The organism is Pseudarthrobacter sp. IC2-21 (assembly GCF_034048115.1).
GTDB classification, from domain to species: Bacteria; Actinomycetota; Actinomycetes; order Actinomycetales; family Micrococcaceae; genus Arthrobacter; species Arthrobacter naphthalenicus.
Window position 1 is genome coordinate 548,477 of record NZ_CP139145.1, and the last position, 24,560, is coordinate 573,036.

The 24,560-nt window shown below is 65.6% G+C and carries 27 protein-coding genes; 18 read left to right on the forward strand and 9 right to left on the reverse strand.

Annotated features, from left to right (window positions below; translation table 11 throughout):
• Positions 1 to 116 precede the first annotated feature (116 nt).
• The 12 genes from SBP01_RS02595 to SBP01_RS02650 all read left to right on the forward strand — a co-directional run bounded on the left by SBP01_RS02595 (position 117) and on the right by SBP01_RS02650 (position 9,416).
• On the forward strand, positions 117 to 917 hold the full coding sequence (locus SBP01_RS02595; protein ID WP_275214079.1) for a methionine ABC transporter ATP-binding protein: 801 nt from the start codon (positions 117 to 119) through the stop codon (positions 915 to 917).
• A complete protein-coding gene (locus SBP01_RS02600) occupies positions 910 to 1,575 on the forward strand; it encodes a methionine ABC transporter permease (RefSeq protein WP_275214080.1) in 666 nt (221 codons plus the stop codon). Before SBP01_RS02595 ends, SBP01_RS02600 begins: the two co-directional genes overlap by 8 nt.
• Before the next feature lie 45 nt (positions 1,576 to 1,620).
• Positions 1,621 to 3,057: an LLM class flavin-dependent oxidoreductase gene (locus tag SBP01_RS02605; RefSeq protein WP_275214081.1), complete on the forward strand. Its 1,437-nt coding sequence runs from the start codon at positions 1,621 to 1,623 to the stop codon at positions 3,055 to 3,057.
• Positions 3,058 to 3,105: 48 nt separating this feature from the next.
• Positions 3,106 to 3,978 carry a MetQ/NlpA family ABC transporter substrate-binding protein gene (locus SBP01_RS02610; protein ID WP_275214082.1) on the forward strand — a complete coding sequence of 291 codons (873 nt, stop codon included), beginning with the start codon at positions 3,106 to 3,108 and terminating at the stop codon, positions 3,976 to 3,978.
• Positions 3,979 to 4,011: 33 nt separating this feature from the next.
• A complete protein-coding gene (locus SBP01_RS02615; protein WP_320537386.1) occupies positions 4,012 to 5,250 on the forward strand; it encodes an acyl-CoA dehydrogenase family protein in 1,239 nt (412 codons plus the stop codon).
• 27 nt (positions 5,251 to 5,277) lie between these two features.
• The gene (locus SBP01_RS02620; RefSeq protein WP_320537387.1) at positions 5,278 to 5,712 is read left to right on the forward strand and encodes an MmcQ/YjbR family DNA-binding protein; all 435 of its coding nucleotides are present in this window, start codon (positions 5,278 to 5,280) and stop codon (positions 5,710 to 5,712) included.
• Positions 5,709 to 6,257 (forward strand): DUF1990 family protein, encoded by a 549-nt coding sequence (locus SBP01_RS02625; protein WP_275214085.1) that lies wholly within the window; start codon positions 5,709 to 5,711, stop codon positions 6,255 to 6,257. The genes SBP01_RS02620 and SBP01_RS02625 overlap by 4 nt, the downstream gene beginning before the upstream one ends.
• 14 nt (positions 6,258 to 6,271) lie before the next feature.
• Positions 6,272 to 6,901: a hypothetical protein gene (locus SBP01_RS02630; RefSeq protein ID WP_320537388.1), complete on the forward strand. Its 630-nt coding sequence runs from the start codon at positions 6,272 to 6,274 to the stop codon at positions 6,899 to 6,901.
• A gap of 65 nt (positions 6,902 to 6,966) precedes the next feature.
• Positions 6,967 to 7,284: a putative quinol monooxygenase gene (locus tag SBP01_RS02635; RefSeq protein WP_320537389.1), complete on the forward strand. Its 318-nt coding sequence runs from the start codon at positions 6,967 to 6,969 to the stop codon at positions 7,282 to 7,284.
• Between the two features lie 76 nt (positions 7,285 to 7,360).
• On the forward strand, positions 7,361 to 7,654 hold the full coding sequence (locus tag SBP01_RS02640; protein WP_320537390.1) for a DUF503 domain-containing protein: 294 nt from the start codon (positions 7,361 to 7,363) through the stop codon (positions 7,652 to 7,654).
• A 118-nt stretch (positions 7,655 to 7,772) separates the two neighbouring features.
• Entirely contained in the window at positions 7,773 to 8,714 is a 942-nt protein-coding gene (locus tag SBP01_RS02645; RefSeq protein WP_320537392.1) for a hypothetical protein, read from the forward strand.
• 102 nt (positions 8,715 to 8,816) lie between these two features.
• Positions 8,817 to 9,416, forward strand: a complete 600-nt coding sequence (locus SBP01_RS02650; protein WP_275214090.1) for a hypothetical protein — start codon at positions 8,817 to 8,819, stop codon at positions 9,414 to 9,416.
• A 76-nt stretch (positions 9,417 to 9,492) separates the two neighbouring features.
• Here SBP01_RS02650 and purL read toward each other — a convergent pair whose 3' ends face one another.
• The 3 genes from purL to purS are packed head-to-tail and all read right to left on the reverse strand — an operon-like array spanning position 9,493 to position 12,828.
• On the reverse strand, positions 9,493 to 11,802 hold the full coding sequence (purL, locus tag SBP01_RS02655; RefSeq protein WP_275214091.1) for a phosphoribosylformylglycinamidine synthase subunit PurL: 2,310 nt from the start codon (positions 11,800 to 11,802) through the stop codon (positions 9,493 to 9,495).
• A complete protein-coding gene (purQ, locus tag SBP01_RS02660; RefSeq protein ID WP_275214092.1) occupies positions 11,799 to 12,575 on the reverse strand; it encodes a phosphoribosylformylglycinamidine synthase subunit PurQ in 777 nt (258 codons plus the stop codon). Before purQ ends, purL begins: the two co-directional genes overlap by 4 nt.
• A 1-nt stretch (position 12,576) precedes the next feature.
• The gene (gene purS / locus SBP01_RS02665; RefSeq protein WP_066287204.1) at positions 12,577 to 12,828 is read right to left on the reverse strand and encodes a phosphoribosylformylglycinamidine synthase subunit PurS; all 252 of its coding nucleotides are present in this window, start codon (positions 12,826 to 12,828) and stop codon (positions 12,577 to 12,579) included.
• A 271-nt stretch (positions 12,829 to 13,099) separates the two neighbouring features.
• On the opposite strand from purS, the gene SBP01_RS02670 reads away from it, so the two are divergent.
• A complete protein-coding gene (locus SBP01_RS02670) occupies positions 13,100 to 13,285 on the forward strand; it encodes a hypothetical protein (RefSeq protein ID WP_320537394.1) in 186 nt (61 codons plus the stop codon).
• Positions 13,286 to 13,875: 590 nt separating this feature from the next.
• Positions 13,876 to 16,914, forward strand: coding sequence for a S8 family serine peptidase (locus SBP01_RS02675; protein WP_414004285.1), 3,039 nt, complete (start codon positions 13,876 to 13,878; stop codon positions 16,912 to 16,914).
• Between the two features lie 131 nt (positions 16,915 to 17,045).
• Here the strand turns inward: SBP01_RS02675 and SBP01_RS02680 are convergent, their stop codons facing one another.
• Genes SBP01_RS02680 through SBP01_RS02695 form a run of 4 tightly spaced genes read right to left on the reverse strand, consistent with a single transcriptional unit; the run spans position 17,046 to position 19,415 of the window.
• Positions 17,046 to 17,426 carry a serine protease inhibitor gene (locus tag SBP01_RS02680; RefSeq protein WP_275214095.1) on the reverse strand — a complete coding sequence of 127 codons (381 nt, stop codon included), beginning with the start codon at positions 17,424 to 17,426 and terminating at the stop codon, positions 17,046 to 17,048.
• Positions 17,423 to 18,355, reverse strand: a complete 933-nt coding sequence (locus tag SBP01_RS02685) for a 3-methyladenine DNA glycosylase (RefSeq protein ID WP_320537396.1) — start codon at positions 18,353 to 18,355, stop codon at positions 17,423 to 17,425. The genes SBP01_RS02680 and SBP01_RS02685 overlap by 4 nt, the downstream gene beginning before the upstream one ends.
• On the reverse strand, positions 18,333 to 18,893 hold the full coding sequence (locus SBP01_RS02690) for an SSI family serine proteinase inhibitor (RefSeq protein WP_320537397.1): 561 nt from the start codon (positions 18,891 to 18,893) through the stop codon (positions 18,333 to 18,335). The genes SBP01_RS02685 and SBP01_RS02690 overlap by 23 nt, the downstream gene beginning before the upstream one ends.
• Positions 18,894 to 18,917: 24 nt before the next feature.
• Positions 18,918 to 19,415: a MarR family transcriptional regulator gene (locus tag SBP01_RS02695; protein ID WP_320537398.1), complete on the reverse strand. Its 498-nt coding sequence runs from the start codon at positions 19,413 to 19,415 to the stop codon at positions 18,918 to 18,920.
• A 79-nt stretch (positions 19,416 to 19,494) separates the two neighbouring features.
• Between SBP01_RS02695 and SBP01_RS02700 the strand changes: the two genes are divergently transcribed.
• Complete coding sequence (locus tag SBP01_RS02700) at positions 19,495 to 19,737, forward strand: hypothetical protein (protein ID WP_275214099.1); 243 nt, start codon at positions 19,495 to 19,497, stop codon at positions 19,735 to 19,737.
• A gap of 129 nt (positions 19,738 to 19,866) precedes the next feature.
• Complete coding sequence (locus SBP01_RS02705; protein WP_275214100.1) at positions 19,867 to 20,082, forward strand: hypothetical protein; 216 nt, start codon at positions 19,867 to 19,869, stop codon at positions 20,080 to 20,082.
• Positions 20,083 to 20,209: 127 nt separating this feature from the next.
• Here SBP01_RS02705 and SBP01_RS02710 read toward each other — a convergent pair whose 3' ends face one another.
• Positions 20,210 to 21,568 (reverse strand): aspartate kinase, encoded by a 1,359-nt coding sequence (locus tag SBP01_RS02710; protein WP_275214101.1) that lies wholly within the window; start codon positions 21,566 to 21,568, stop codon positions 20,210 to 20,212.
• A gap of 216 nt (positions 21,569 to 21,784) precedes the next feature.
• Here SBP01_RS02710 and SBP01_RS02715 point away from each other — a divergent pair, with 216 nt between their 5' ends.
• Both SBP01_RS02715 and SBP01_RS02720 read left to right on the forward strand, forming a co-directional pair.
• Positions 21,785 to 22,756, forward strand: coding sequence for an ABC transporter ATP-binding protein (locus SBP01_RS02715; protein WP_275214102.1), 972 nt, complete (start codon positions 21,785 to 21,787; stop codon positions 22,754 to 22,756).
• Positions 22,753 to 23,904 (forward strand): ABC transporter permease, encoded by a 1,152-nt coding sequence (locus tag SBP01_RS02720; RefSeq protein WP_275214103.1) that lies wholly within the window; start codon positions 22,753 to 22,755, stop codon positions 23,902 to 23,904. Before SBP01_RS02715 ends, SBP01_RS02720 begins: the two co-directional genes overlap by 4 nt.
• 6 nt (positions 23,905 to 23,910) lie before the next feature.
• Here SBP01_RS02720 and recR read toward each other — a convergent pair whose 3' ends face one another.
• A complete protein-coding gene (gene recR / locus SBP01_RS02725; protein WP_164202505.1) occupies positions 23,911 to 24,510 on the reverse strand; it encodes a recombination mediator RecR in 600 nt (199 codons plus the stop codon).
• Positions 24,511 to 24,560: the final 50 nt, after the last annotated feature.

Consider the following 24,560-nt stretch of genomic DNA (forward strand, 5'->3'; position numbering starts at 1 on the left):
TGGGCTGCGCAAGCGACCCCGGGTTCCGGGCTGCGAAGGTTTCCTCGGGTTATCCCGGAGGAATTCATGAACGTACAGACCGGCAGCCGCGCGGCAGCCCCATCAGGTGATGACCTGTGATTGAGATCCAGAACGTCAGCACCTCCTTTGACTCTCCCAACGGACGTTTCACCGCCGTTGATGATGTCAGCCTCCACATCCAGCGGGGCACCATCCAGGGCATCATCGGGTTCTCCGGGGCGGGAAAGTCCACGCTGCTCAGGAACATCAACCTCCTGGAGCGCCCCACGTCAGGCCGCGTCCTGGTGGACGGCGTTGACCTCCTGACCTTGTCCGATGCCGAGCTGCGCACCAAGCGGCACCACATCGGGATGATCTTCCAGCACTTCAACCTGCTCAACAACCTCACTGCGCAGGAGAACGTTGAGCTTTCCCTGAAGTTCGCCGGCATCGGAAAGTCCGAGCGCCGCCGTCGGGCTGCCGAAACCCTGGAGATCGTGGACCTTAGCGACAAGGCCGGAACGTACCCGGCCAAACTGTCCGGCGGCCAGAAGCAGCGCGTGGCCATTGCCCGCGCCCTTGCCACCGAACCCAAGGTGCTGCTCTGCGATGAGCCGACGTCGGCAGTTGACCCTCGTACAACGGCCTCTGTCCTGCAGTACCTCGCTGATGTAAATGCCGAATTCGGCATCACGATTGTGGTGGTCACCCACGAAATGAACGTCATCAAGGCCATCGCGGACAACGTTGCCGTGATGGAAGAGGGCCGGGTTGTGGAGCAGTTCGACCTTAGCGAGCTGCAGCGCCCGGGTTTCCACCCGGCCACCCAGAGCGGCCGGTACCTGATCTCTGACGAGATCCAGCTCGACCGTTCCGCCCACGCGACCGCCGCCTCGGAAGGCCTGCTCAATGTTTGACCGCATCCTTGAAGTCCTGCCCGAAATCGGTGTGGCCATGGGCCAGACCCTCACCATGCTCCTGGTGGCCATTCCGCTGGCGGTGCTCCTCGGCACACCCCTGGGCGTGCTGCTTTACACCATCGGGCCCAACGGGCTGAAGCACCGCCCCAGGCTGCACCGCATCCTGGACGGGCTGGTCAACCTGATCCGGTCCTTTCCGTTCCTGATCCTGCTGATTGCCATCATCCCCGTCACCAGGTTCATCGTGGGCACCACCATCGGCACGGCCGCCGTCATTGTCCCGCTGACCATCAACGCCATTCCCTACTTCGCCCGTTTTGTGGAACAAAACCTCAGCCAGCTGGGCAGCGGCGTGGTGGAGGCGGCCCGGTCGATGGGCGCCAGCCGGTCCCAGATCGTCCGGGATGTCCTCATTGTGGAGGCCAAGCCCGGGCTGGTCAGCTCCATCACCATCATGACCGTCAGCTTCATCTCCTACTCGGCAATGGCCGGCCTGGTGGGCGGCGGCGGGATCGGCGATTTCGCTATCCGCTACGGGTACTACCGCTACGAAACACCGCTGATGATCACCGCCATTGTGCTGATGATCCTGCTGGTCACCATCGTCCAGCTGGGCGGCTCCTACATTGCACGGCGCCTGGACAAGCGGCTCTGATCCTGCCCGGCGTCCGCACACCCACTTCTTCCGGAAGGCACCCCCATGACTTCAACACCCAGTACCCGCTTCGACGGACCCCGCCCACGCCTGCTGATCAGCGCGTTCGTGATGAACACGACCAGCCACATCATGGGCGGCCAGTGGCGGCGCCCGGAGGCGCAGCAGCACCGGTTCAACGAGCTGCCGCTGTGGCTCGACCTGGCCCGCCAGCTCGAAGACGCCAAGTTTGATGCGATCTTCTTCGCCGACGTCGTGGGCCTGTACGGCGATTACGACGGCGGGTGGGCGTCGCTGCTGAAAAAGGGCATCCAGGTGCCCTCCAACGATCCCCTGATCCTGCTGTCCGCACTCGCCACCGGGACGCAGGAGATTGGACTGGCTGCCACCTCGTCCGTCATCCAGAGCCATCCGTTCCAGTTCGCCCGGCAGATGTCCACGCTGGACCACATCAGCAACGGACGCGTGGCCTGGAACATTGTCACCAGTGTGCTGGAGAACGCCCACCGGAACTTCAACGCCACCGAACTGACCAAGCATGACGAGCGCTATGACTGGGCGGACGAATATGTCGAGGCGGCCTACAAGCTGTGGGAGGGCTCATGGGAGGACGACGCCCTGCTGTTGGACAAGGAAACCGGCGTCCATGCCGACCCGGAAAAGGTCAGCAAGATCTACCACCGCGGGCCCCGGTACTCCATTGACGGGCCGCACCTCTCCGCGCCGTCACGGCAGCGGACCCCGGTGCTTTTCCAGGCCGGCAGCTCGGGCCGCGGCCAGCAGTTCTGCGCCGCCAACGCTGAGGCCACCTTCACCCTGGCCCCGAACACGGACGTGGCAGCGAAGTACACGGCGGCCGTCCGTGAACAGGCCGCCGCCGCAGGGCGCCACCCGGATGACGTGAAATTCCTGCAGGGCATGCACTTCGTGGTGGGCGGCACCGAAGCGGAGGCCAACCGCAAGGCTGCCGAACTGGAGGAGACTCTGGATATCGAAGCCCTGCTGGCCCATGTGGGCGGCGGCTTCGGCGTCGATCTCGGCGGACTGCCGCTGGACACCCCGCTCGGCGACCTTGAGACCGAAGGCAGCCAGGGCCACCTGACTGCGATCCGGGCCTCCGTCCGGGGCGGCAACCCCACGCTCCGGGACATTGCCCTCTACCGCAGCCGCGCCAACCGCGTGGTGGGTACGCCGGAACAGATCGCCGACCGGGTTGAAGAGTGGCAGGACGCCGGAATCGACGGCATCAACATCATCAACCAGACCCTCCCGGGCTCGTACACCGACTTCATCGAGGGTGTGCTGCCGGAACTGCGGAGGCGTGGGCTGGCTCAGGCGGACTATGCGCCGGGCACCCTGCGCGAGAAGCTCTTCGGCGCCGGACCGCGCCTCAACGACCGGCACCCGGCCTCAGCTTTTCGGGGAGCCTTCACCGAGTTCTCAGCGGCCGCTGAGAACAAGCCAGCCACCATCACCGTTTAGCTCACTCCACCTCCCCGCCACACCCTGACCCTCAAAGGACCCCGAACAATGCAGCGTAGAAGTTTCCTCAAGTATGCCCTCGCAGGCGCCGGTGCAGTCTCGGTTTCGGCCCTCACGGGCTGCGGCCTTGTCAACCCGGGCGGCGCCAGCGCGGCCGGCGACGGCAAGACCATCAAGATCATCGTGACCGAGTCGGCTCCGTACCAGGAACCCACCAAGATTGCCCAGAAGCTCCTCGCAGCCAAGGGCTGGACCCTGGAACCCACGTACGTCACGGACATCATCCAGCCCAACCTTGCCGTGGCCAACGGCGAGTTCGATGCCAACTTCTTCCAGCACAACGCCTACCTGAGGCAGTTCAACCAGGACAAGGGCCTGGAGAACGTGGGCCTGTTCTACGTCTACAGCGCCCCGGGCGGCATTTGGTCTGACAAGTACAAGTCCCTCGCCGAGCTTCCGGACGGCGCCAAGATCGGGATTCCCGTGGACCCGGCCAACAACGGCCGCGCCCTGTTTATGCTCCGCGACGCCGGCCTGCTGGAACTCTCGGAGGCCACGGTGATCCACACCTCGCAGAAGAACATCACTGCCAACCCGAAGAAGCTGCAGTTCGTGGAGGTGGACCAGCAGTCCCTTGCCAAGACCCTGCCTGATGTCGACGCCGGATTCCTCGTGGCCCGCATGGCGGCCGACGCCAAGCACACCAGGGCGGATGCGCTCGCTTTCGAATCCGACGCAGACCAGGTTCCGTTCCGGATCGTCGTCGCAGGCCGGAAGGACTTCGCCGGTTCGGAGAAGGCATCCGCCCTTAGGGAAGCGTTCCAGTCGCCCGAGGTCAAGGCCTGGTTCGCCAGCTACCAGAACGGGATACTTCCCACTCCGTGGGACCAGGATCCGGCCGCTGACATTACCAAGCTCTAACCAGGCATCGCAGCTCATGAAGGGGGAGAAGATATGACGTACGCACCGGAGGCCGTAGCGCCCGCGGAGGCAGGATCGGGCGAAGCCGGCTACGAGAAGCTGGCGGGCCGGTTCAGGCCCGTCTTTGCGCGGATAGCCGAAGGGGCGCTGGCCCGGGAACAGGACCGCGTCCTGCCGTTCGAGCAGGTCCGCTGGCTGAACGATGCCGGTTTCGGACGCTTGCGCGTTCCCGCGGAGCACGGCGGTGACGGGATTGGCTTCGAACCGTTCTTCCGCCTGCTCATCGAACTGGCGGAAGCTGATTCGTCCGTGGCACACCTCTACCGGTCACACTTCGCCTTCGTGGAAACGGTGGGATTGGAGCCCGCGGACTTCCAGAACCGCTGGTATCCGCGGGTGGTGGCCGGGGAGATCTTCGGGAACGCGGCCACTGAGCAGTCCGGGAACGTCCTTGGCGCCACCGGCACCAGCCTGACCCGGGAGGGTGAGAACTGGCTGCTGAACGGCAAAAAGTTCTACACCACCGGCACCATCTTCGCCGAGTGGATTGCGGTCACCGCCAGCACTGAGGGCATCGAAGGCCGCCAGTACGCCGTGGTGAGCACCACCCAGCCGGGCGTGGAAATCCTCGACGACTGGGACGGCTTCGGCCAGCAACTGACGGGGACGGGCACCACCATCTTCCGCGACGCCGTCGTGCCCGCCGCAAACATTGTTCAGCGTTCGGTGTCCACAACTCACGAACCCGCGTTCTTCCAGCTGGTCCTGCTCGCGGTCCTTGCGGGCATTGGCCGGGCGGCGCTGGCTGATGCGCGGGCGCTGGTCCGCGACCGGAAGCGCACCTTCAACACCGGGTCCGGCGAACTGTTCCGGCACGACCCGCTGATCCTGCAGCTGGTGGGCCATCTTTCGGCCAAGGCCTTCGCGGCCGAGTCCGTGGTGCTGGCCGCTGCCCGGGAGCTTGACGCCGCCGCGGATCCGGTGCTGCACCTCACCCCGGTACAGCGCTACGTCCGGGGCGACGTAGCGGTGGAAAAGGCCCAGCTGCTGGTTCCCGAGCTGGTGCAGGCGGCCGCCCAGCAGCTTTTCGACGTCACCGGAGCCTCGTCCACGTCCAAAGCGAAGTCCCTGGACCGGCACTGGCGGAATGCCCGCACCGTCTCCACGCACAACCCGGCGGTGTTCAAAGCCAGGATTGTGGGCGACTACGAGGTCAACGGCACCATCCCGGAAGGACTGCACAGCATCGGGGATGTGCCCACCCGACGCTAGTCGCGGCCGGCCGGATAGGCTCATCCCATGGATGCTGCTGCACTCCGGGAGATCTGCCTGAGTTTCCCCGGCGCCTTCGAGGACTTTCCCTTTGGCCCGGAGACTTCCGTGTTCAAAGTGCGCGCCGCAGTCTCGGGGGGAGCCCGGCACGAAGCGAAAATGTTTGCAGCGTCCGCCCTGGATGCCCGGGACCTGTCGGTAAGCCTGAAATGTGAACCCGCCCTGGCGGAGCAGCTGCGCGCCGCGCACCCCGAAATCACCGGTGCCTGGCACATGAACAAGACACACTGGAACGGGGTGCGGCTGGACGGAGCGCTCCCGGATGCCATGGTCCGTGACATGGTGGAGGATTCCTATGACCTGGTGGTGGCCACGCTAAGCCGCAAGCAGCAGGAACAGCTCGGATGGGCCCGGCTCTCCGCCTCCGCTTCGGGCCCCACTCGGCCGGGAGAACGGGCATGACGGAGAAGCGCCTGGTGGGCGGCCGGCTCGACTACCCCGGTGTCGGCGCGACGGAAAACGGCCGGCCGCCGGCCGGGTACCCGTCCCAGATGTCCCAGGTCTACCTTGGTGACGGACCGGAGCTCTACCGCCGCGTGGCGCAGGGAATCCTGAGCTGGGAACTGCAGCGCAGGTCCGGGCTGCGGGTTAGGGCGGAGTCCAGCGTTGTCCGGCCGGGAACACGTGTGGTGAGCGGTTTCGGCGTCGGGCCTTTCCGCGTCAACGCGCCCTGTGAAGTGGTGTGGGTCCGGCGGCCGGGACCCGGTGACGGGCCGCAGTCTGCGGGTTTCGGGTACGGGACACTTCCGGGCCACCCTGCCCGCGGCGAGGAGGCCTTCGAAGTGGAGATGGACGCCACCGGACAGGTGTTTTTGAAGATCACGGCCTTCAGCAAACCGGCCAACTGGTTCTACCGGGCAGGCGGGGTGGTCACCCGGGCGGCGCAGAGGTACGTCACTTCGCGATACGTTGAAGGGGCACGCCAACTCGCCGCAGGTGAAAGCTGATCAGGAGAAGGTACATGCTGGACCAAGCTACCCTTGACCGCCTCTGGAACTTCGAGGATCCCAAGCTGTCCGAACAGCGTTTCCGGGATGCCCTCGACGATCCGGCCTACAACACGGACGAAAAAGCCGAACTTGCCACCCAACTGGGCCGCGCCATCGGCCTGCAGGGCCGCTACGAGGAAGCCGACGCCCTGCTGGATTCACTTGACGGCGAGGAGGAGCCCACCGTCGGGGTCCGCATCCTGCTGGAGCGCGGGCGGCTCCTGAACTCCTGCGGCCACGCGGCCATGGCGGTGCCGCTGTTTGAGCAGGCCGCCGAACTGGGGGACCACCTTGGTGAGGAATTCCTGGCAGTGGACGCCCTGCAGATGCTCGCCGTGGCGGACTCCGCCCATGCTGAATCCTGGGCCAGGAGCGCGCTCGAGTACGCCTCCACCGCGCATGACCCGCACACCCGGCGCTGGATGGCCGGGCTGCACAATAACCTCGGCTGGATGCTGCACGCTGCGGGCCGGTTCACCCAGGCCCTGGTGGAGTTCCAGCTGGCTGAGCAGTGGGCCGAGCAGGCCGGCACCCCGTCCCAGCAGCAGGATGCCCGCGAGGCCATCCTCGCCTGTGAGCTGGACATGACTGCGGCCGGGTAGTTCAATGGCGGAGCAGTCCGGGACGTCCGAGTAGTTCAATCATCACCAAACGGAAAGGAACAACCATGATCTTCATTGTGGTCAAATTCAAGGTAAAGCCCGACTGGTCCGAGCGCTGGCTCGGCCTCGTGGACAGCTTCACCAAAGCGACCCGGGAGGAGCCAGGCAACCTCTGGTTCGACTGGTCCCGCAGCGTGGATGACCCCAACGAGTTTGTCCTGGTGGAAGCCTTCAAGGACGACGCCGCAGAGGACCACGTCAACAGCGCGCACTTCAAGCAGGCCATGGCGGACATGCCGCAGGCCCTGGCGGAAACACCCCGAATCATCAGCCGCCAACTCGACGGCGACGGCTGGGACCGGATGGGCGAACTCACCATCTAATCCCCATCGATTGCTCCGTAACGGCCGTTTTGAGCCCCCAAAGCGGCGGTTACGGAGCAGTCGATACGATTACGGCATGTGGATCGGCTGGATTGAATTCGACATTCTCCTGGGCGATGTCCAGAGCCTGAAAGAAAAGCGCTCCGTCATCAGGCCTCTGCTCGCCGAGGTCAAGCGCCGCTTTGATGTGTCGGTGGCCGAGGTGGGGGACCACGATCAGTACCGGCGCTCGCAGCTTGGCGCGGGCCTGGTGGCAGCTGACCGGACGCACCTCGTGGAGGTGCTCACCGCCGTCGAACGCTTTGTGGCTGCGAGGCCGGAAATCGAGCTGCTCAGCGCCCGGCAGCGGGAGCTCCACAGCGAGGACTGACCCCCATCGGTTGCTCCGCAAACGCCCTTCTGAGCGATCAAAACGGCGTTTGCGGAGCAATCGATGAAGCCTGTGGATAACTTCTGCAGCGCTCGCCTTATTCTGCTCTGATGAATCCATGAAGATCCCGCGCCCGCTACCAGAGGAACTACGGGACCGCCCGTTTACGGTTGTCGAAGCGGCGCGGGCCGGAGTGTCGCACAAGCGGCTGCGGCACCGCAGCTTGCATCGCCTGGGGAAAGGGATCCGGTCGGAAGGGCCGACGGCGGAGCTCACCTTGAGTGCCAGAGTGCGACCGTTCATCGAGGTCAATGAGCGATGCGCCGCGTCGCACCTCACCGCGGCTGAACTCCTTGTGCTGCCGCGACGTCAGCAGAAGGGGACACCAGAGATGTATCACGTCATCAGGCCTGAGGGCTCGGCACACCTGAACAGACCGCATGTCATTGTGCACCGCATGAAGCTCTACAGCGACGAGGTCACCACAGTTGACGGTGTGCCCGTGACCACTCCTGAGCGAACTTGGCTGGACATGGCGGAAATGCTCACGGTGGATGAGTTGGTGGCCATGGGGGACAGCTGTGTACGGCTGCCGCGGCCGGACTTCGAGGATAGGGACATGCCGCTATGCAGCCTGGCTGACCTTCAACGGATGATCGATCGGCACAAGGGAAAGCGCGGGCTTCGTAAGGCCAGGGAAGCCATTAAACTCATCCGGGTCGGCTCCGACTCGCCGCAGGAGACGCTGCTTCGGCTGGCCATGGTCAGGGCCGGACTGCCGGAACCCGAGCTGAACGTCCCGATCATCGGCGAGGACGGCCTGCGTCATCACGAGCCGGACCTCTCGTACCGAAAGTACCGGATCGGGATCGAGTACGAAGGCGAACACCACGGCGACGGAGGGCAGATCGTCCGGGACATTGCCCGCTCCGAAAACTATCACGCCGTGGGCTGGGCGGAAGTGCGCATTTCCAAGCGGCACATGCTCAACGACGCCAAGCCCGCGGTCGCCAAGATCCGAGCGGCCCTGATACAGGCAGGGTGGCGCAAGGGCTATTAAGCATCGATTGCTCCGCAACTGCCGTTCTAAAGGCTCAAAAGGGCGCTCACGGAGCAACGGATGGAGGCGGAGGCGGCCACGGCCAGGCATTAGTCTGATGCCATGACGCAGATGATGACCCCGGACGAGTACTTCAAATTTGCCTCTCAGCCCAATGACGAAGACCCGGCAACGGAGTTTGCCGAGTGGCCTACCTTCCCGTTCGCCGGGCCACTGACCACCAAAGCGCTTACTGCCCCGGAAATGCCGGAGCCGCCCCGACGTGGCGAGAATGGCGAAGAGTGTACTGATTGCGAGGGCAAAGCGAGCAGCCTGTGGCAGAACGGACGTTGGCGTATACATCAACTGAACCCGACGCTCATGCCCGTGGGGCTGATGCTCCAACCCGTCGACCATTACGACGCCGGGGAACTTCCGGACGAGCTGGCTGCCGAACTCGGCGTTCTGATGAACCACCTCACCGCGGCCATCGAGGCGCAGGAATTTGTGGGCAGGGCACACGTCAACCGGTGGGGCGACGGAGGGGCGCACCTGCACTTCTGGTTTATGGGCCGCCCGATTGGTCAGCTTCAGATGCGGGGCAGCCTTGGCATCTTGTGGGCAGACCTCGGCCAAGCACTGCCCCAACGCGTCCTGGACTCAAACCACCGGCTGGTCCTGATGAATTTCGTTGCCCGGGCCGGCGGCGAGATGGCGGCTTAAAAATCGATTGCTCCGCAACTGCCGTTTTGAGGGTTCAAAAGGGCCGTTACGGAGCAATCGATGGGGGAGGTGGGGACTAGCCGAAGTACTTCGGCAGGGTCCCTTCGTGCGCCTCGCGGAGGGCATCCAGCGACAGGGTGTCGACGCCGTTGATCTCCAGCTGGCCGCTTGCCGCGTCCACCACACCGATGCGGAGGTGGGCGAAGCCGCGGGCGGTGCACATGTCCTGGAAGCGGACTTCCTCGGAGCGGGGCACGCCTACAATGGCGCGGCCCTGGGACTCGGAGAACAGCGCGGTGAACAGGTCGACGCCGTCGCGGTCCATGACGTCCTGCAGGGCAATCCGGGCACCCACGCCGTAGCGCAGCGAGGACTCCACGAGGGCTGCCGCGAGGCCGCCTTCGGAGAGGTCGTGTGCGGAGTCCACCATGCCGTCGCGGGAGGCGTTGATCAGGATCTCGCCCAGTGCGCGCTCGGCGGCGAGGTCAACCTTGGGCGGCTGTCCGCCGAGGTGGCCGCGCATGTTGGCCCATTCGGAACCGTCCAGCTCGGCGCCCGTGGTACCCAGCAGGTAGATGGCCATGCCATCCTCCCGCCAGCCCGACGGCGTGCGGCGGGCAACGTCGTCGAGCTTGCCCAGTACCGCCACCACGGGGGAGGGGTGGATGGGGATGGTGCCTGTCTGGTTGTACAGCGAGACGTTGCCGCCGGTGACCGGGATGCCCAGTTCCATGCAGGCGTCCGACAGGCCGCGGATGGCTTCGGCGAGCTGCCACATCACGTCCGGGTCCTCGGGGGAGCCGAAGTTCAGGCAGTCGCTGACTGCCATCGGCACGGCGCCGGAGGTGGCCACGTTGCGGTAGGCCTCGGCCAGGGCCAGCTGTGCGCCGTGGTACGGGTCAAGGTAGGTGTAGCGGCCGTTGGCGTCGGTGGCCAGGGCGACGCCCAGGCCGGTTTCCTCATCAACACGGACCACGCCGGCATCGTCCGGGAACGCCATGGCGGTGTTGCCGCCCACGTAGCGGTCGTACTGGTTGGTGATCCAGGCCTTGGAGCACATGTTCGGCGAGGCGATGAGCTCGGTGACAGCGGCAGCCAGTTCCGCGGGGGCGGCGGGACGGCCGGCGTCCTGTACGGAACCGGTGAAGGAATCGGCCTGGACCGAGTCCTGCCATGAGGGGCGGGCATACGGGCGGTCGTAGACCGGGCCGTCGTGTGCCACGGTGCGCGGGTCAACGTCCACGATGACCACGCCGTCCCAGGTGATGATCAGGCGGCCTGTGTCGGTGACTTCGCCGAGCCAGGAGTACTCCACGGCCCACTTGTCCATCACGGCTTCGAAGGCTTTGATGTTTTCCGGGGTGACCACGGCCATCATGCGTTCCTGCGACTCGGACATCAGGATCTCGCCCGGGGTCAGGGTGGGATCGCGCAACAGGACGGAGGTCAGCTCAACCTGCATGCCGCCGTCGCCGTTCGATGCCAGCTCGGACGTGGCGCAGGAAATGCCTGCCGCGCCGAGGTCCTGGATGCCTTCAACCAGTGAGCCCTTGAACAGTTCCAGGCAGCACTCGATGAGGACCTTCTCCGCGAAGGGGTCGCCCACCTGCACTGCGGGGCGCTTGGAGGGCTTGGTGTCATCGAAGGACTCCGAGGCCAGCACGGACGCGCCGCCAATGCCGTCGCCGCCGGTGCGTGCACCGAACAGGACCACCTTGTTGCCCTTGCCCGAAGCGTTGGCGAGGCGGATGTCCTCGTGGCGCATGACGCCAACAGCGAGGGCGTTAACCAGCGGGTTGCCCTGGTAGATGGGGTCGAACACCATTTCGCCGCCGATGTTCGGCAGGCCCAGCGAGTTGCCGTAGCCTCCAATGCCGGCCACTGCGCCGTGCATCACGCGGGCGGTATCCGGGTGGTCGATGGCGCCAAACCGCAGCGGATCCATGACGGCCACGGGGCGGGCGCCCATGGAGATGATGTCGCGGACAATGCCGCCGATGCCCGTGGCAGCACCCTGATAGGGCTCCACGAACGACGGCGAGTTGTGGGACTCGATCTTGAAGGTTACGGCCCAGCCGTCCCCGAGGTTGGTCACACCGGCGTTTTCGCCGATGCCCACCAGCATGTCCTTCTTCATTTCCTCGGTCACCTTGTCGCCGAACTGGCGCAGGTGGTTCTTGGAGGATTTGTAGGAGCAGTGCTCGCTCCACATGACGGAGTACATGGCCAGTTCGGCGCCGGTGGGGCGGCGGCCCAGGACCTTGACTACCTCGTCGAACTCGTTCTGCTTCAGGCCCAGTTCGGCCCAGGGCAGTTCGGTGTCCGGGGTCTTGGCGGCGTTCTCGACGGTGTCGATGTTGAACTTCTTGGTGGTTTCCGTGGTCACTTGGCGCCTCCCACAATCTTGTTCAGGACGGACGTGAAGAAGCCGAGGCCGTCGGTGTCCGTGCCGCCGATCCCATCCAGCGATTCCGGGCCGAAGCCAACCTCGGTAGCGTGTTCCGGGTGGGGCATGAGGCCCACCACGTTGCCGGCGGCGTTGGAGATGCCGGCAATGTCGCGGCGCGAGCCGTTCGGGTTGAAGCCGACGTACCGGAAGGCCACGCGGCCCTCAGCCTCGAGGGCGTCCAGGGTCTTTTCGTCGGCGATGTACTGGCCGTCCTGGTTCTTCAGCGGCACCGTGATTTCCTGGCCGGCCTCGTAGTCGAGGGTCCACGCGGTGTTGCTGTTCTCCACGCGCAGGACCTGGTCGCGGCACAGGAACTTCAGGTGGTCGTTCTTGATCATGGAGCCGGGCAGCAGGTGCGACTCGGTTAGGATCTGGAAGCCGTTGCAGATGCCCAGGACGGGCAGCTTGGCGTCGGAGTTGGCCGCGTCGATGATCTTGGACATCAGCGGCGCGAAACGGGCGATGGCGCCGGCGCGGAGGTAATCACCGTAGGAGAAACCGCCGGGAATCACCACGGCGTCAACGTCGCCCAACGTGGTGTCTGCATGCCAGAGCGGCACCGCGGTGCCACCGGCAAGCCGGACTGCACGGGCGGCGTCGCGGTCGTCAAGGGTGCCGGGGAAGGTGACAACACCGATCCGGGCCCCGGCGAGCCTGCGGGCATCGGGGTCGACGGCGGCCGCCTCGCCGATCAGGGGAAGTTCACTCATCTCAGGCCTCGACGACCTCGACGTTGACCACGTCTTCGATCACGGGGTTGGACAACAGGGTCTCGGCCGCTTCGCGGGCCTGGGCCAGGATTGCGTCCGTCACCTCGCCGTCAACCGTCAGTTCAAAGCGCTTGCCCTGACGGACAGAGCTAAAGCCGGTGAAACCCAGCCGGGGGAGTGCACCCACGATGGCCTTCCCCTGCGGGTCCAGAATCTCGGGCTTGGGCATGACGTCAACAACGATCCGGGGCATCCGGCAACTCCTGTGCGTGAGCTTTGGGTAAGGGCGCAGCGGAGTGGTGCCGTCTTACGCCGTTCCAGAAGTTGTTGGGGGCCTGCTTTTCAACAGTGCCTTTACAGTGAGGACGGGCGCTCCGCGAGCTTGCCAGCCCATTCTACCGGCCGGAACGCCGCACCCCGTATTCGGTGGGCCCCGTCACTTCATCAGGCGGGCTCCGGGTTCTCGGAGGTGATGAACGACGGCGGCTCTGGCCCCGTGGAGGCGGCGTCACTAGGATGGCGTCATGGCTGAAAAATCGAAGTCCCTGCTGTTGCCGGTCATGGCCGTTGCCGTATTCGCCGGGCTGGGGCGGATGGTCATGCAAAAGATCAAGGCCGACAGGGCGGCCCGGGAAACCCGGGTAGCCGGACCCGTGGACGAGAAGACCCGGCAGTGGATCAGTGACGTGGTGCGCACTCCGAGGCAGTAGGCCGCCGGGCACATCACCAGAAAGCTTTGGAAGCGGGCGTCCCTTGTCGGGGCGCCCGCTTTTGTGTGTCTGTGTCTGTGTCAGGGCCGGGAGGCGACCCGTCACCGCGGACCACCAGCCCCGGCCACAGAGAGCTTCCGCGGTCTCGACGGTGCGCCGGTCCCGCCCAAGTCCCCCGGGTCATTGAAGTGACTTCCCTGTCAAGCTGTTGACACGCCGTCGCCCGCGGAGCACGGCGTTGTGGGGTGGATCGCTGACCCCCGCCGCCGGCCCTCATAGTCCGGGGATCCGGCGCGTCCCCGGCCGGTCTTCCGGTGCCAGCCTGAAAGTTGGATGATTGAGCACAAAACATGGATGTGTTCTATGTCATATTGAGCTCTCAGTCTGTACTGTTTGTAGCGGCTGGTCACAGCATTACAAAACCTGTAATGCGATTTGCCGCTCCAGCTGCTCCAGACCGGCGACCTGGCCGGCGTTCTTCGTGAAAGGTGTAGTCGCTCGTGAAATCAACTGCAAAACGCCCCGTCCAGGGCAGGGGACTCCGGAAAGCTACGGCATTTGCCGTGGGCTTGCCGCTGCTCCTCACCTCGATGGCGATGAGCCCCGCTACCGCGGCGCCCGCCGGCCTGAATACGGCAGTAACCGCACAGAAGTCTGCCGCGAGTGACTTCAAGGATGGCCGCTATATTGTGGTCCTCGCGGCCAAGGCCGCGGCCGCCTATGAGGGGGAGACGCCGGGCCTGCTGGCCACCAAGCCGCAGAACGGCCGCAAGCTCGACGCAGGCAGCCCTAACTTCAAGGCATACGATGCCCACCTCCGCAAGACGCAGCAGGACGTCGCCGCCCGGCAGGGAGTGACGCCGTCGAAACAGTTCACGGCGGCCCTGAACGGGTTCGCGGCAGAGCTGACGGCAGCGCAGGCCGCCGAGCTTTCCAAAGATGCCAGGGTGCTGACGGTTCAACCCGACGTCGAGAATGCACCCGACTACACCACCACGGACTTCCTGAAGCTCACCGGCGCAGAGGGTGCCTGGGCGACCCGCTTCGGCGGCGAAGCGAACGCAGGCAAGGGGGTCGTGGTGGGCGTCATTGACTCCGGCTATGCCCCGGACAACCCTTTCCTGAAGGGTGAGCCGGTCCAGCCGCTCAGCGGCCCCGCCCAGATGGGCCAGCCCTACCGCGATACCGACGGACGCATCGCCATGCTCAAGGCCGACGGCACCACGTTCAAAGGCGAATGCCAGAAGGGTGTGGACACCGGAGCAGCATTCGACGGAACCCTGTGCAATTCCAAAGTGGTCAGCGCCCGCTACTTTGCTGACGCCTTCCTGCAGTCCGTCAAGCCGGGAAACCGTGCACCGCAAGAACTGATCTCTCCCGTGGACGTTGGGAGCCACGGCACGCACACGGCCACCACCGCGGCCGGCAACGCCAACGTTGAACAGGTACTCGACGGCATGAGCTTCGGCAAGAGTTCCGGAGTGGCACCGGCCGCCAAGGTTTCCGTCTACAAGATCTGCTGGGAGGATGACAACCCGGCCACCGGCGGCTGCTACACCTCGGCGTCCATCGAAGCCATTGACGCCGCCGTTCAGGACGGCGTTGACGTCCTGAACTACTCCATTTCGGGCAACACGGACAGCACCAGTGATCCCGTAGCGCTCGCATTCCTCAATGCTGCCGCGGCCGGAGTGTTCGTCGCCGCTTCCGCCGGCAACTCCGGGCCGGGCGCATCCACTGTCAACCATGCCTCACCTTGGCTGACCACCGTGGCGGCCTCCACGTTCCCCAGTGAACTCCTTGGCACAGTCAAGCTGTCAGACGGAAGCGTGTACCGCGGGGCATCCATCATGAAGGCCGAAGTCACGGACAAACCCGCGATTGTTGCCGCCGACGCTGCAGCCGCCGGTGCGGCCAACCCCAACCTGTGCGGCCCCGGAACCCTCGATGCGGCCAAGGTGACCGGCAAAGTTGTGGTCTGTGACCGCGGTGTGGTGGACCGGACGGCCAAGAGCCTCGAGGTCCAGACCAAGGGCGGTGTGGGGATGATCCTGGTCAACCTCACCAATAGCTCGGAAGACGCCGATAACCACGTCATCCCCACGGTCCACGTCAATGCCCCCAAGAGCCTGGAACTGAAGTCCAAGCTCGCCGGCAACACGGCGCTGACGGTCAGCCTCCTCAAGGGAGACCTCACCGGAGAACCGCTCCCTCCCGCACCACAGGTGGCAGGGTTCTCCTCCCGCGGCCCCACGCTCGCGTCCGGCGGCGACCTTCTGAAGCCGGACATCTCCGCCCCCGGCGTTAACGTGCTCGCCGGTGTTTCAACCATCGGCAACAAGGGTGCCCAGTTCGGGTTTATGTCCGGCACGTCCATGGCAGCACCGCACATCGCCGGTTTCGGCGCCCTGGTGCTCAGCGCGCAGCCGCGCTGGAGCCCTGCCACGGTCAAGTCCGCCATGATGACCACCGCCTACCCGCTGGTCAACGCCGACGGCACGCCCAACAAAAATCCGTTCGACGGCGGCGCCGGGCACATCGATTCCCTCCGTGTCCTCGATCCCGGCCTGGTCTATGACTCCGGCGTCAAGGACTGGCTGGGCTTCCTGAACGGCCAAGGTGTTGCGACGGGCGCACCCGAGGCCGGGACGGTCGCTGCCCAGGACCTGAACCTGCCGTCCATCGCCGTCGGCAGCCTGGTGGGAGAAGTACAGGTCAAACGCCGGCTGACGGCGCTGGTTCCGGGCATGTACCGGCCGCAGGTGGACCTGCCCGGATTCAGCGTCGCAGTGGAGCCGCAGGCGCTGAACTTCGCCAAGGCAGGCCAGACCCGCGAGGTCACGCTCACCATCCGCAACGTCAGTGCGCCGGTCGGTAAATTCACCACCGGCACGCTGACCTGGAAGGGTCCGCGGACCGTCACGTCCCCCATGGCCGTGCGGCCCGTTGATGCAAGGATCGCGCCGTCCTTCTCCTTCAGTTCCCCCACAGGGACCGGCAGCGGAACAATGGACCTCGTGTCCGGCTCCGACGCTCCGCTCGCCGTAGCGGTTGAGGGACTCGCCCCGGTAAGCCAGACTGCCATTTCCAAGACGCCGGGTGCGTACGCAGCAACCAATGATGCGCACAATGCGTTGCTGAGCGTGACGGTTCCTGCGGGTGCCACCTTCGCCCGCATCGGGGTCCAGTCGGAACGGAACGACGTCGACTGGGACATGGTGGTTTATGTCCCGAATGGTGCCGGTGGGCTGGTTCCCACCCAGGTAGCGACGGCGTCCGCCAGTGAGTTCCTTGAACTCGAGTCGCCGCGGGCGGGCACCTACTTCATTGTGGCCAACCTCTACTCGACGCCGGACAACGGCGCCGCCAAGGCAACCGTCCAGGCGGCCGCCCTCTCGGGAGACGCCGCGAACCTCACGGTCACCCCCAACCCGATCGTGGCGCCGAACGGCACAGCCACGGCAGCGACGCTGAACTGGAAGGGGCTCACGGAGGGCTCCTACCTGTCCCGCCTCAAGCTGGGGACCAACGGCATCAAAACTCTGGTCAACGTCCAGGTGGGCGCCGGTACCCCGGCCCCGGCGGGTGCACCGCAGATGGCGCCGGCGGACAGGATCCCGGCCGGCTAGGTTCGCCGGTTGAAACAGGAGTAGGCACCACATAAGTACCGACTGCTCCAAGTGCAGGAATGAAAGCGTCCCGGTCCGTGAAGTTGCGGCCGGGGCGCTTTCGGTTTTGCACCCCGCAGGCGGCGGACCCTCTAAGGGGCGGGCTTCCCTGCCCCGGGTGTTCCGCCGAGCAGTGCGGACATAGCGTTCCAGCGGGCGATCTCGCAGCCGTCCGTGCGCCGGAAAACCATCCGCACACGGCGCCCGTGAAAAGTCCCGGTCACTTCGGCCACCTGCGGTCCGCCATACTGCTGTGTGCAGAGCCTCGGCGGGCCCGGTTTCGGGAAGAACGTGTCCTGTCCGAAGCGCTCCACCGCCTCCAGTGCCGCAACCGGCGCCGGGAGCGTGGAGCCGTCCAGGACCCTGCCGCCCGCTGCCACCAGGCGGAACACGTACTCTCCGGCGGCGGGATCCTCCCGGAGCCTGATGGTAAGGTCCACGCCGTCCGTGTTCTCACCGGCCGGTCCGGTCACGGCAGGACCGTTGCAGAGAGTGGGGCCAGCGACTGTGCGAGGAGCGAGCGGAGGGCAGCTGCCTCCGCCGCGAAGGCGCGCTGGTGCTCCACGTAGGCGGCCTTACCTTCGGGGGTCTCGATCTGGACGGGCGGGTAGCCCCACTCGGCCAGGTCGTAGGGCGAGGCCTGCATGTCCATGGCCCGGATCCGCCAGGACAGTTCGAAACAGTCCATGACCAGTTCGCTGGGGAGCGCCGGCAGCAGCTTGTAGGCCCACTTGTAAAGGTCCATATTGGCGTGCAGGCACCCCGGCTGCTCCATGTGCCGCTGGTTTTCGCGGGTGGGCGTCAGTTCGTTGAGCCCGGCGGCGTCGGGGGTGTAGAACCGGAAGGCGTCGAAGTGTGAGCACCGGATCCGGTTGTCCTCCACCACCTTGTCCGTCCCCTCCGAACCCAGCCTCAGCCGGAGGTACTCGTGACGCAGGTCGAATTTGTCCTGGCGGTAGACCATGGCCCACTCGTGCAGGCCGAAGCAGCCGAACTGGGCGGGCCGGGCGGCGGTGCCGCGGAGAATGATGTCTACGAATGCCACAGCCTCACGCCGGTCCGCCAGGAAGGCGCCGCGGTCAAAGGTGACCGCCGTGGTCCCCGGAGGCAGCCCGGCTGCGGCGAGTTCGCCGTCGTCGAGCGTTCTGTAATGCTTCCACCCGCTGCGGGCGGCCGCAGCTTCGCCGGCGAGTACGACGCCGGAGCCCGGGTGCCAGCGCAGCAGCTGGCCGGGCTTCTGGGTGTAGTAGGTGAAGAGGAAGTCCTCCACGGGGTGCTTCCGGCCGGCGGAGCGGCGGGCAAGGTAAGGATCGGCGTACCGGCGGACGCGTTGCTGGTGCGCTTCTTCGCGGGTGCGCCACTCATCGCCCGCCAGGAGGCTAAGAGGCTCCACCGGTGGCACCCAGAACGTCTTCGGCTGCTGTCCAAGCCCCAATTTCGCAGCCGTTGGTCCGGGCGAAGGAGGTGTCCACGGGGGTGTCGTCCACGATGCCGGTCACCGTGGCGGTCTCCGGGCCGCCGTACTGCTCGGTGCAGACCCGGTTGGTGTTCTTTGGAGCAGGGCTAAGGAGGGCTGCATTGCTCTTGAGGGCGGCGCAGGCGGCGTCAGCCTTAGGGTGGTTGCTTTCGGGAGCGGGGACTCCGTCCCGGCAGACGAGGGTGTAATTCAGGGCCGGTTCGGTAGGGGACGGTTTGACCATGATGGCAAGCTCGGCGTTGCCGGCGCCCGGGCCCGCTGTAGGGCCCGGCGGTGCGGACGGCGACGGCGCGGGAACGGTGGTCTCGGTGTCCGGAGCCGGGGTGGCCGAGGCGCTTTCCGTGGCGGAGGAACTGGCCGTCGGGCCGCCCGATGACGGGGCCGGACCGGGCGTGGCCGTGCACGCAGCGAGCCCGGCCACGGCAAGAATTGCCAGGAACGGCCGTACGGTTCGCAAAGACATGTACCCTCCTAGATTGCTGCCATTTTACGCGCTGCCTGCGTCCGCGTGGTCTGCCGCCGCTTGTTCGGCCGTCGTCGCGGCAATGAGCGCCATCATTGAACTGTGCAGTTCGCTGACCTGTTCGCGGGTCAGGCCCAGCCGGTCCATCATGATGCCCGGAACTGCCAAGGCCTGCTGACGAAGCGCGGCGCCGGCGGGAGTCAGGCCCACTGCCAGGGTGCGTTCATTCCCGTCCACCCGCTGGCGCGTGACGAACCCAGCTTCCTCGAGCCGCCGAAGAAGCGGTGAGATGGTGGCCGGCGCCTGGGCGAGGGCTTCGCTGATGTTCCGCAGCGTCCGGGGAGCCGACTCCCACAGGCAGAGCATCACCAGATACTGCGGATGGGTCAGCCCCAAAGTGTCCAGGACCGGTTTGTAGGCGCCCACTACGCTTCGGGATGCCACAGTGAGAGCAAAGCAGAGCTGCTGTTCCAGCAGGAGATCGTTGTCCTGAAGCTCGGCGGCGTTGGATAGGGCCGTCATCACAATCCTCCAAAGGTTAGTGCACTAATTGTTAGCGTACACTGGAACCAGTCATTGGTTTAGCGAAGGGTTGACGTCAATGGGCAAAGGCAATTCAGCCGGCAAGGGCAACGCGTCCCAGCGGTTCATGCGGGCCACCGGCAAGCTACGGGTCATCTTCGGACCGGCCAACCGCAGTTCGTTGGTGCATGACATGACCGAAGAGAACCGGGCCCTCCTCGTCCAGCGTGAGCGGGAAACCCAGCAGTGGGAAACGGTCACGCGCGCCGACGGCAGCACCTATGTGGTTCCCCGGAACCCCGAGGACCAGTCCCTGCGCTAAGCTCCCTGCGCCTGCCCCGCCGACGCCACGTCCGGATCCTTTTTTGGGATGCGGGCGTAAAATAAGGGCACTGGCTCCAGGAGGGGTCAGCAGCTCTTTCGCCCGTAACGCGGGAAGGGGGTGGAAATAATGGGACACGCGCTCACTGGCTTTATGAACGTGACCGACAGGCTCCGTTTTGTCTTTGGACCGGCAACGCGTCTTGACTCGGATGCACCCGTGGTCCACAAGCATGACGAGTTCGAACAGGCCTCTGACGAGGATCTCTCGCACTTTGTTGTAGAGACGGATACCGAGGGGCATCATTACGCGATTCGCCGCGAAGACCTGGACAAGCTGACCTGACCCGCCTAGGGCCCCTGCCCGCTCTCGACAGAAAAACGCGGGGTCACTCCCGGCCTGATAAACCATAGTTATCGGGCCGGGAGTGACCCCGCGTTGCGTTGAGTCGCGTTGATCGGGCGGGGTGCGCCTAGCGGCCGGTGCCGCCGTAGACCGTGGCTTCGACTTCGCTGTCCAGGTCGAAGGCCTTGTGGATGGCCCGGACTGCGTCATCAAGAAGGTCCGCGTGGGTGACCACGGAAATCCGGATCTCTGACGTGGAAATCATGTTGATGTTGATCCCTGCATCGGACAGGGCCTTGAAGAACGTCGCGGAGACGCCGGGGTGGGAGCGCATGCCCGCACCGATAAGCGACAGTTTGCCGATCTTCTCGTTGTACTCGATGTTTTCGAAGCCGATGTCCGGCTGGGCAGCCCTGAGTGCGGCCAAAGCTTCGGCGCCTTCCACGATGGGAAGGGTGAAGGAAATATCCGTCTTGCCCGTACCGTGCGTGGAAACGTTCTGCACGATCATGTCAATGTTCGAGTGGGCGTCGGCAATGACCTGGAAGATCGCGGCGGCCTTGCCCGGGATGTCCGGCACCCCCACAACGGTGACCTTCGCTTCGGAACGGTCGTGTGCGACGCCGGAGATGATTGGCTGCTCCAAGGCAACTCCCTCTTGAGTGGTGATCTTGTCTTCGGCGCTGGGAATGACCCAGGTGCCTTCGTTCTGGCTGAATGAGGACCTGACATGCAGAGGCACGCCGAAACGGCGGGCATATTCGACGCAGCGCAGGTGCAGGATCTTCGCGCCGGACGCGGCAAGCTCCAACATTTCCTCGCTGGAGATCGTATCGATCTTCCGGGCGGAATGAACCACCCGGGGGTCGGCGGTGTAGATGCCGTCCACGTCGGTGTAGATTTCGCAGACGTCTGCCTCAAGTGCCGCAGCCAACGCGACGGCGGTGGTGTCTGAGCCGCCGCGGCCCAGCGTGGTGATCTCATGGGTGGTGCGGCTCATGCCCTGGAACCCGGCCACGATGGCGATGTGCCCCTTGTCCAGGGACGTGCGGATCCGGTGCGGATCGACGTCGATGATGCGCGCCTTGCCGTGGATGCCGTCCGTGATCATGCCGGCCTGGGAGCCGGTGAAGGACTGGGCGGAGGCGCCAAGTTTGTTGATGGCCATGGCAAGCAGCGCCATGGAGATGCGCTCGCCCGCGGAGAGCAGCATGTCCATCTCACGGGCGGGGGCGGAATCGGTGACCTGGCTGGCGAGGTCCAGCAGTTCGTCGGTGGTGTCACCCATCGCTGAGACCACTACCACCACTTCGTTGCCGGCGCGCTGGGCGTCCACCACGCGCTTGGCGACGCGCTTGACGCCGTCGGCATCCGAAACGGACGAACCGCCGAACTTCTGCACGATCAGCTGTTTGGTGACGGCAGCACTTTCGGGCAGCATCTGCTGCTGGCTGGCTGCGTTCACTTCGGAAGTGGGCGTACTCATGCGCGTACCTTCACTGGATCAATCGGAGTTCGGGGGTCAGGCACGGCCATATGCGGCTGGACGGCGTGACGTGTTCACGCCAGTTTATCGCCGCGGGCCGCAGGCGGGGAATTGTGACCGAATCTCAGCCTTCCGGTTGAGCCGGCGCCGCCGCCGCACGCGTAGTCTCGGATGATTGGTATGCATGCAATGGCTTGGGGGACAGGTGCACGGGGAATGACAGCAAATCGGGACGAACCGGATGGATCGCGGCAGCCCGCGGGCGTTGGGACGGGCGGCATTACTGCGACAGCGGTGAGCCGCAGCTTCGGGCAGGTGCACGCCGTCGAGCATATGGACTTCCATGCTCCGGCCGGCAAAGTCACCGCCCTGATCGGGCCTAACGGGGCCGGAAAAACCACCCTCTTGCTGATGCTCGCCTCACTGCTGGCGCCGGATTCCGGTACCGTCACCGTGGAGGGGCTTGACCCGCAGCACCACCGGGCCGAGGTGCGCCGGCGGATCGGCTGGATGCCGGACACCCTGGGCGTATGGGAGTCGCTGACCGCCCGCGAGATCCTCACACAAATGGCCCGCTTTTACCGGCTGCCCAAAGCCGGCATTCCGACGAGGGTCACGGACATGCTGGACCGGGTCCGCCTGGGCGATCTCGCCGACCAGCCGGCCCGGGTCCTCTCCCGCGGGCAGCAGCAGCGGCTCAGCCTCGCCCGTGCCCTGATCCACGATCCCTCCGTCCTGCTCCTTGACGAGCCGGCGTCCGGACTGGACCCGGGATCACGGGTGGAACTGCGCGTGATGCTGCGGCAGCTGGCGGCGGAGGGAAAGGCCGTTGTGGTCTCCTCGCACGTGCTCAGCGAGCTTGACGAAATTGCCGACGCCGCCGTGTTCGTTGACCGCGGACGGTCCATTCGGCACCAGACCACCGACGAGGCGGCCGCAGCAGGCCGGCGCTACGCCATCTCGGCAACGGACGGCGCCGCACTCGCCGCGAAACTCAACGAACTGGGATTGACGTTCCGGGTGGAGGACGGCCGCCGGCCGGCCGTCAGCCTGCTGCTGATGAACGACGACGACGCCGCGCGCCTTCTGCGCGACCTGGTGCTGGCGGGCGTCCCCGTCAGCTCGTTCGCGCCCGCCTCGGGTGCCCTGGAAGAGACATACATGAATCTGGAGGGGGAGCGGCGATGAGCCAGCGGACGGAAACAACGCAGCCGCCGCCCGTGCAGGGACGTGGGGGCGGCTACTTTGGCGGTATTTGGGATGTGGTGGTCCTTGAACTCAAGCAGCGGCTCCGGTCTCGCGGCTGGTACATCATGTTGGGAATCTGGTTCCTCCTGACCGGGCTCGTGACCTGGCTGACGTGGGCCGCCTGGAACGCCCAGCAGGAAGCGCAGCGGTCCTATCCGGGCGGTGCGGCGGCGGCGACGGGGCCCGGGTCCATGATCTTCGAAGTGGTGCTCGCGTTTGTCCTCCTCTTCGCGCTGCTGGTGGCCCCTGCGCTGTCTGCGAATGCCGTCAACGGCGACCGGGCGGGCGGCACCCTTGCCATCCTGCAGGTGACACTGCTCCGGCCCGGGCAGATCCTGTGGGGCAAATTCTTCGCCGCCTGGGCGGCCGCCCTCGCGTTCCTGGTAGCCAGTGCGCCGTTCCTAATTACGGGCGTCGCCCTTGGCGGCATGACGCCGGGGCACGTGTTGGTGGCACTGCTGATGCTCGCCGTGGAAGTGGGCGTGGTGTGTGCCGTCGGCGTCGGAATCTCCGCGCTCGCAGGACGCCCGCTGTTCTCCATTGTGGTCACCTACCTTGCCGTGGCCGGGCTGGTTTTCGGCTCCCTGATCGCCTTCGGGCTGGGAACGGGGCTCTCGCAGGGCACCATCATGGCCAACCAGGCGCAGTACCGCAGCTACTCTCCATATGTGCCGATGGAGGAGCAACCCGCCCCGGCGGACCCCGAATACACGTGCTCCGGTCCACTGCGCGAACAGCCGGCAGTGCACACTGAGCGGGTGGCATGGATGCTTGCCATGAACCCCTACGTGGTGGTGGCCGACGCCATTCCCTACCCGGTACGGACCTCCAATGCCTACGGCATGTCATCACCGGTGGGCGCCATTGAGACCATCAGCCAGGGTGCCCGCTACGCCATGGCAGGGCCGGACGGCACCTACCCGTGCGCCAACGGGGAAGCCAAGCCAAGGTACCTGGCGCAGTCCTCGCCTCTGTGGCCGCTCGGGCTGGGCCTGCAGTGTGTGTTTGCCGGGCTGCTGCTGTGGTTGGGATGGCGTGAACTGCGCACCCCCGCCCACCGGCTTGCGCGGGGAACGCGCATCGCCTGAGCCTGCCTAGGTCAGGGCGTTGCGGCGGCCCTCGAAGGCCCGGCCAAGGGTGACTTCGTCCGCGTACTCAAGGTCGCCGCCGACGGGCAGCCCGGAGGCAAGGCGGGTGACGGCGATGCCGATGGTCTTCAGCATCCGGGCGAGGTAAGTCGCCGTCGCTTCACCCTCGAGGTTGGGGTCGGTGGCAATGATGACTTCCTGGATGGCGCCATCGTTCAGCCGTGTCAGGAGTTCACGGATCCGCAACTGTTCCGGTCCCACACCGGCGATCGGATTGATGGCCCCGCCCAGCACGTGATACCGGCCCCGGAAGGACCGGGTGCGCTCCACCGCCAGGACGTCCTTGGATTCCTCCACCACGCAGATGACGGAGGGGTCACGCCGGGGGTCCCGGCAGATGTTGCACAGTTCCTGCTCGGTGACGTTCCCGCAGACCGTGCAGAACTTCACCCGTTCCTTGACCGTGGTGATCGCCTCCACGAGGCGTTTCATATCCTGCGGGTCGGCTTCGAGAATGTGGAACGCCAGCCGCTGGGCCGACTTTGGACCTACGCCGGGAAGGCGTCCGAGCTCGTCGATCAGCTCTTGGACTGCGCCTTCGTACACGTTTTCCTCTTTTGGTTTGGCTCGGATGATGAATGGAGCGGGGTGCCCCG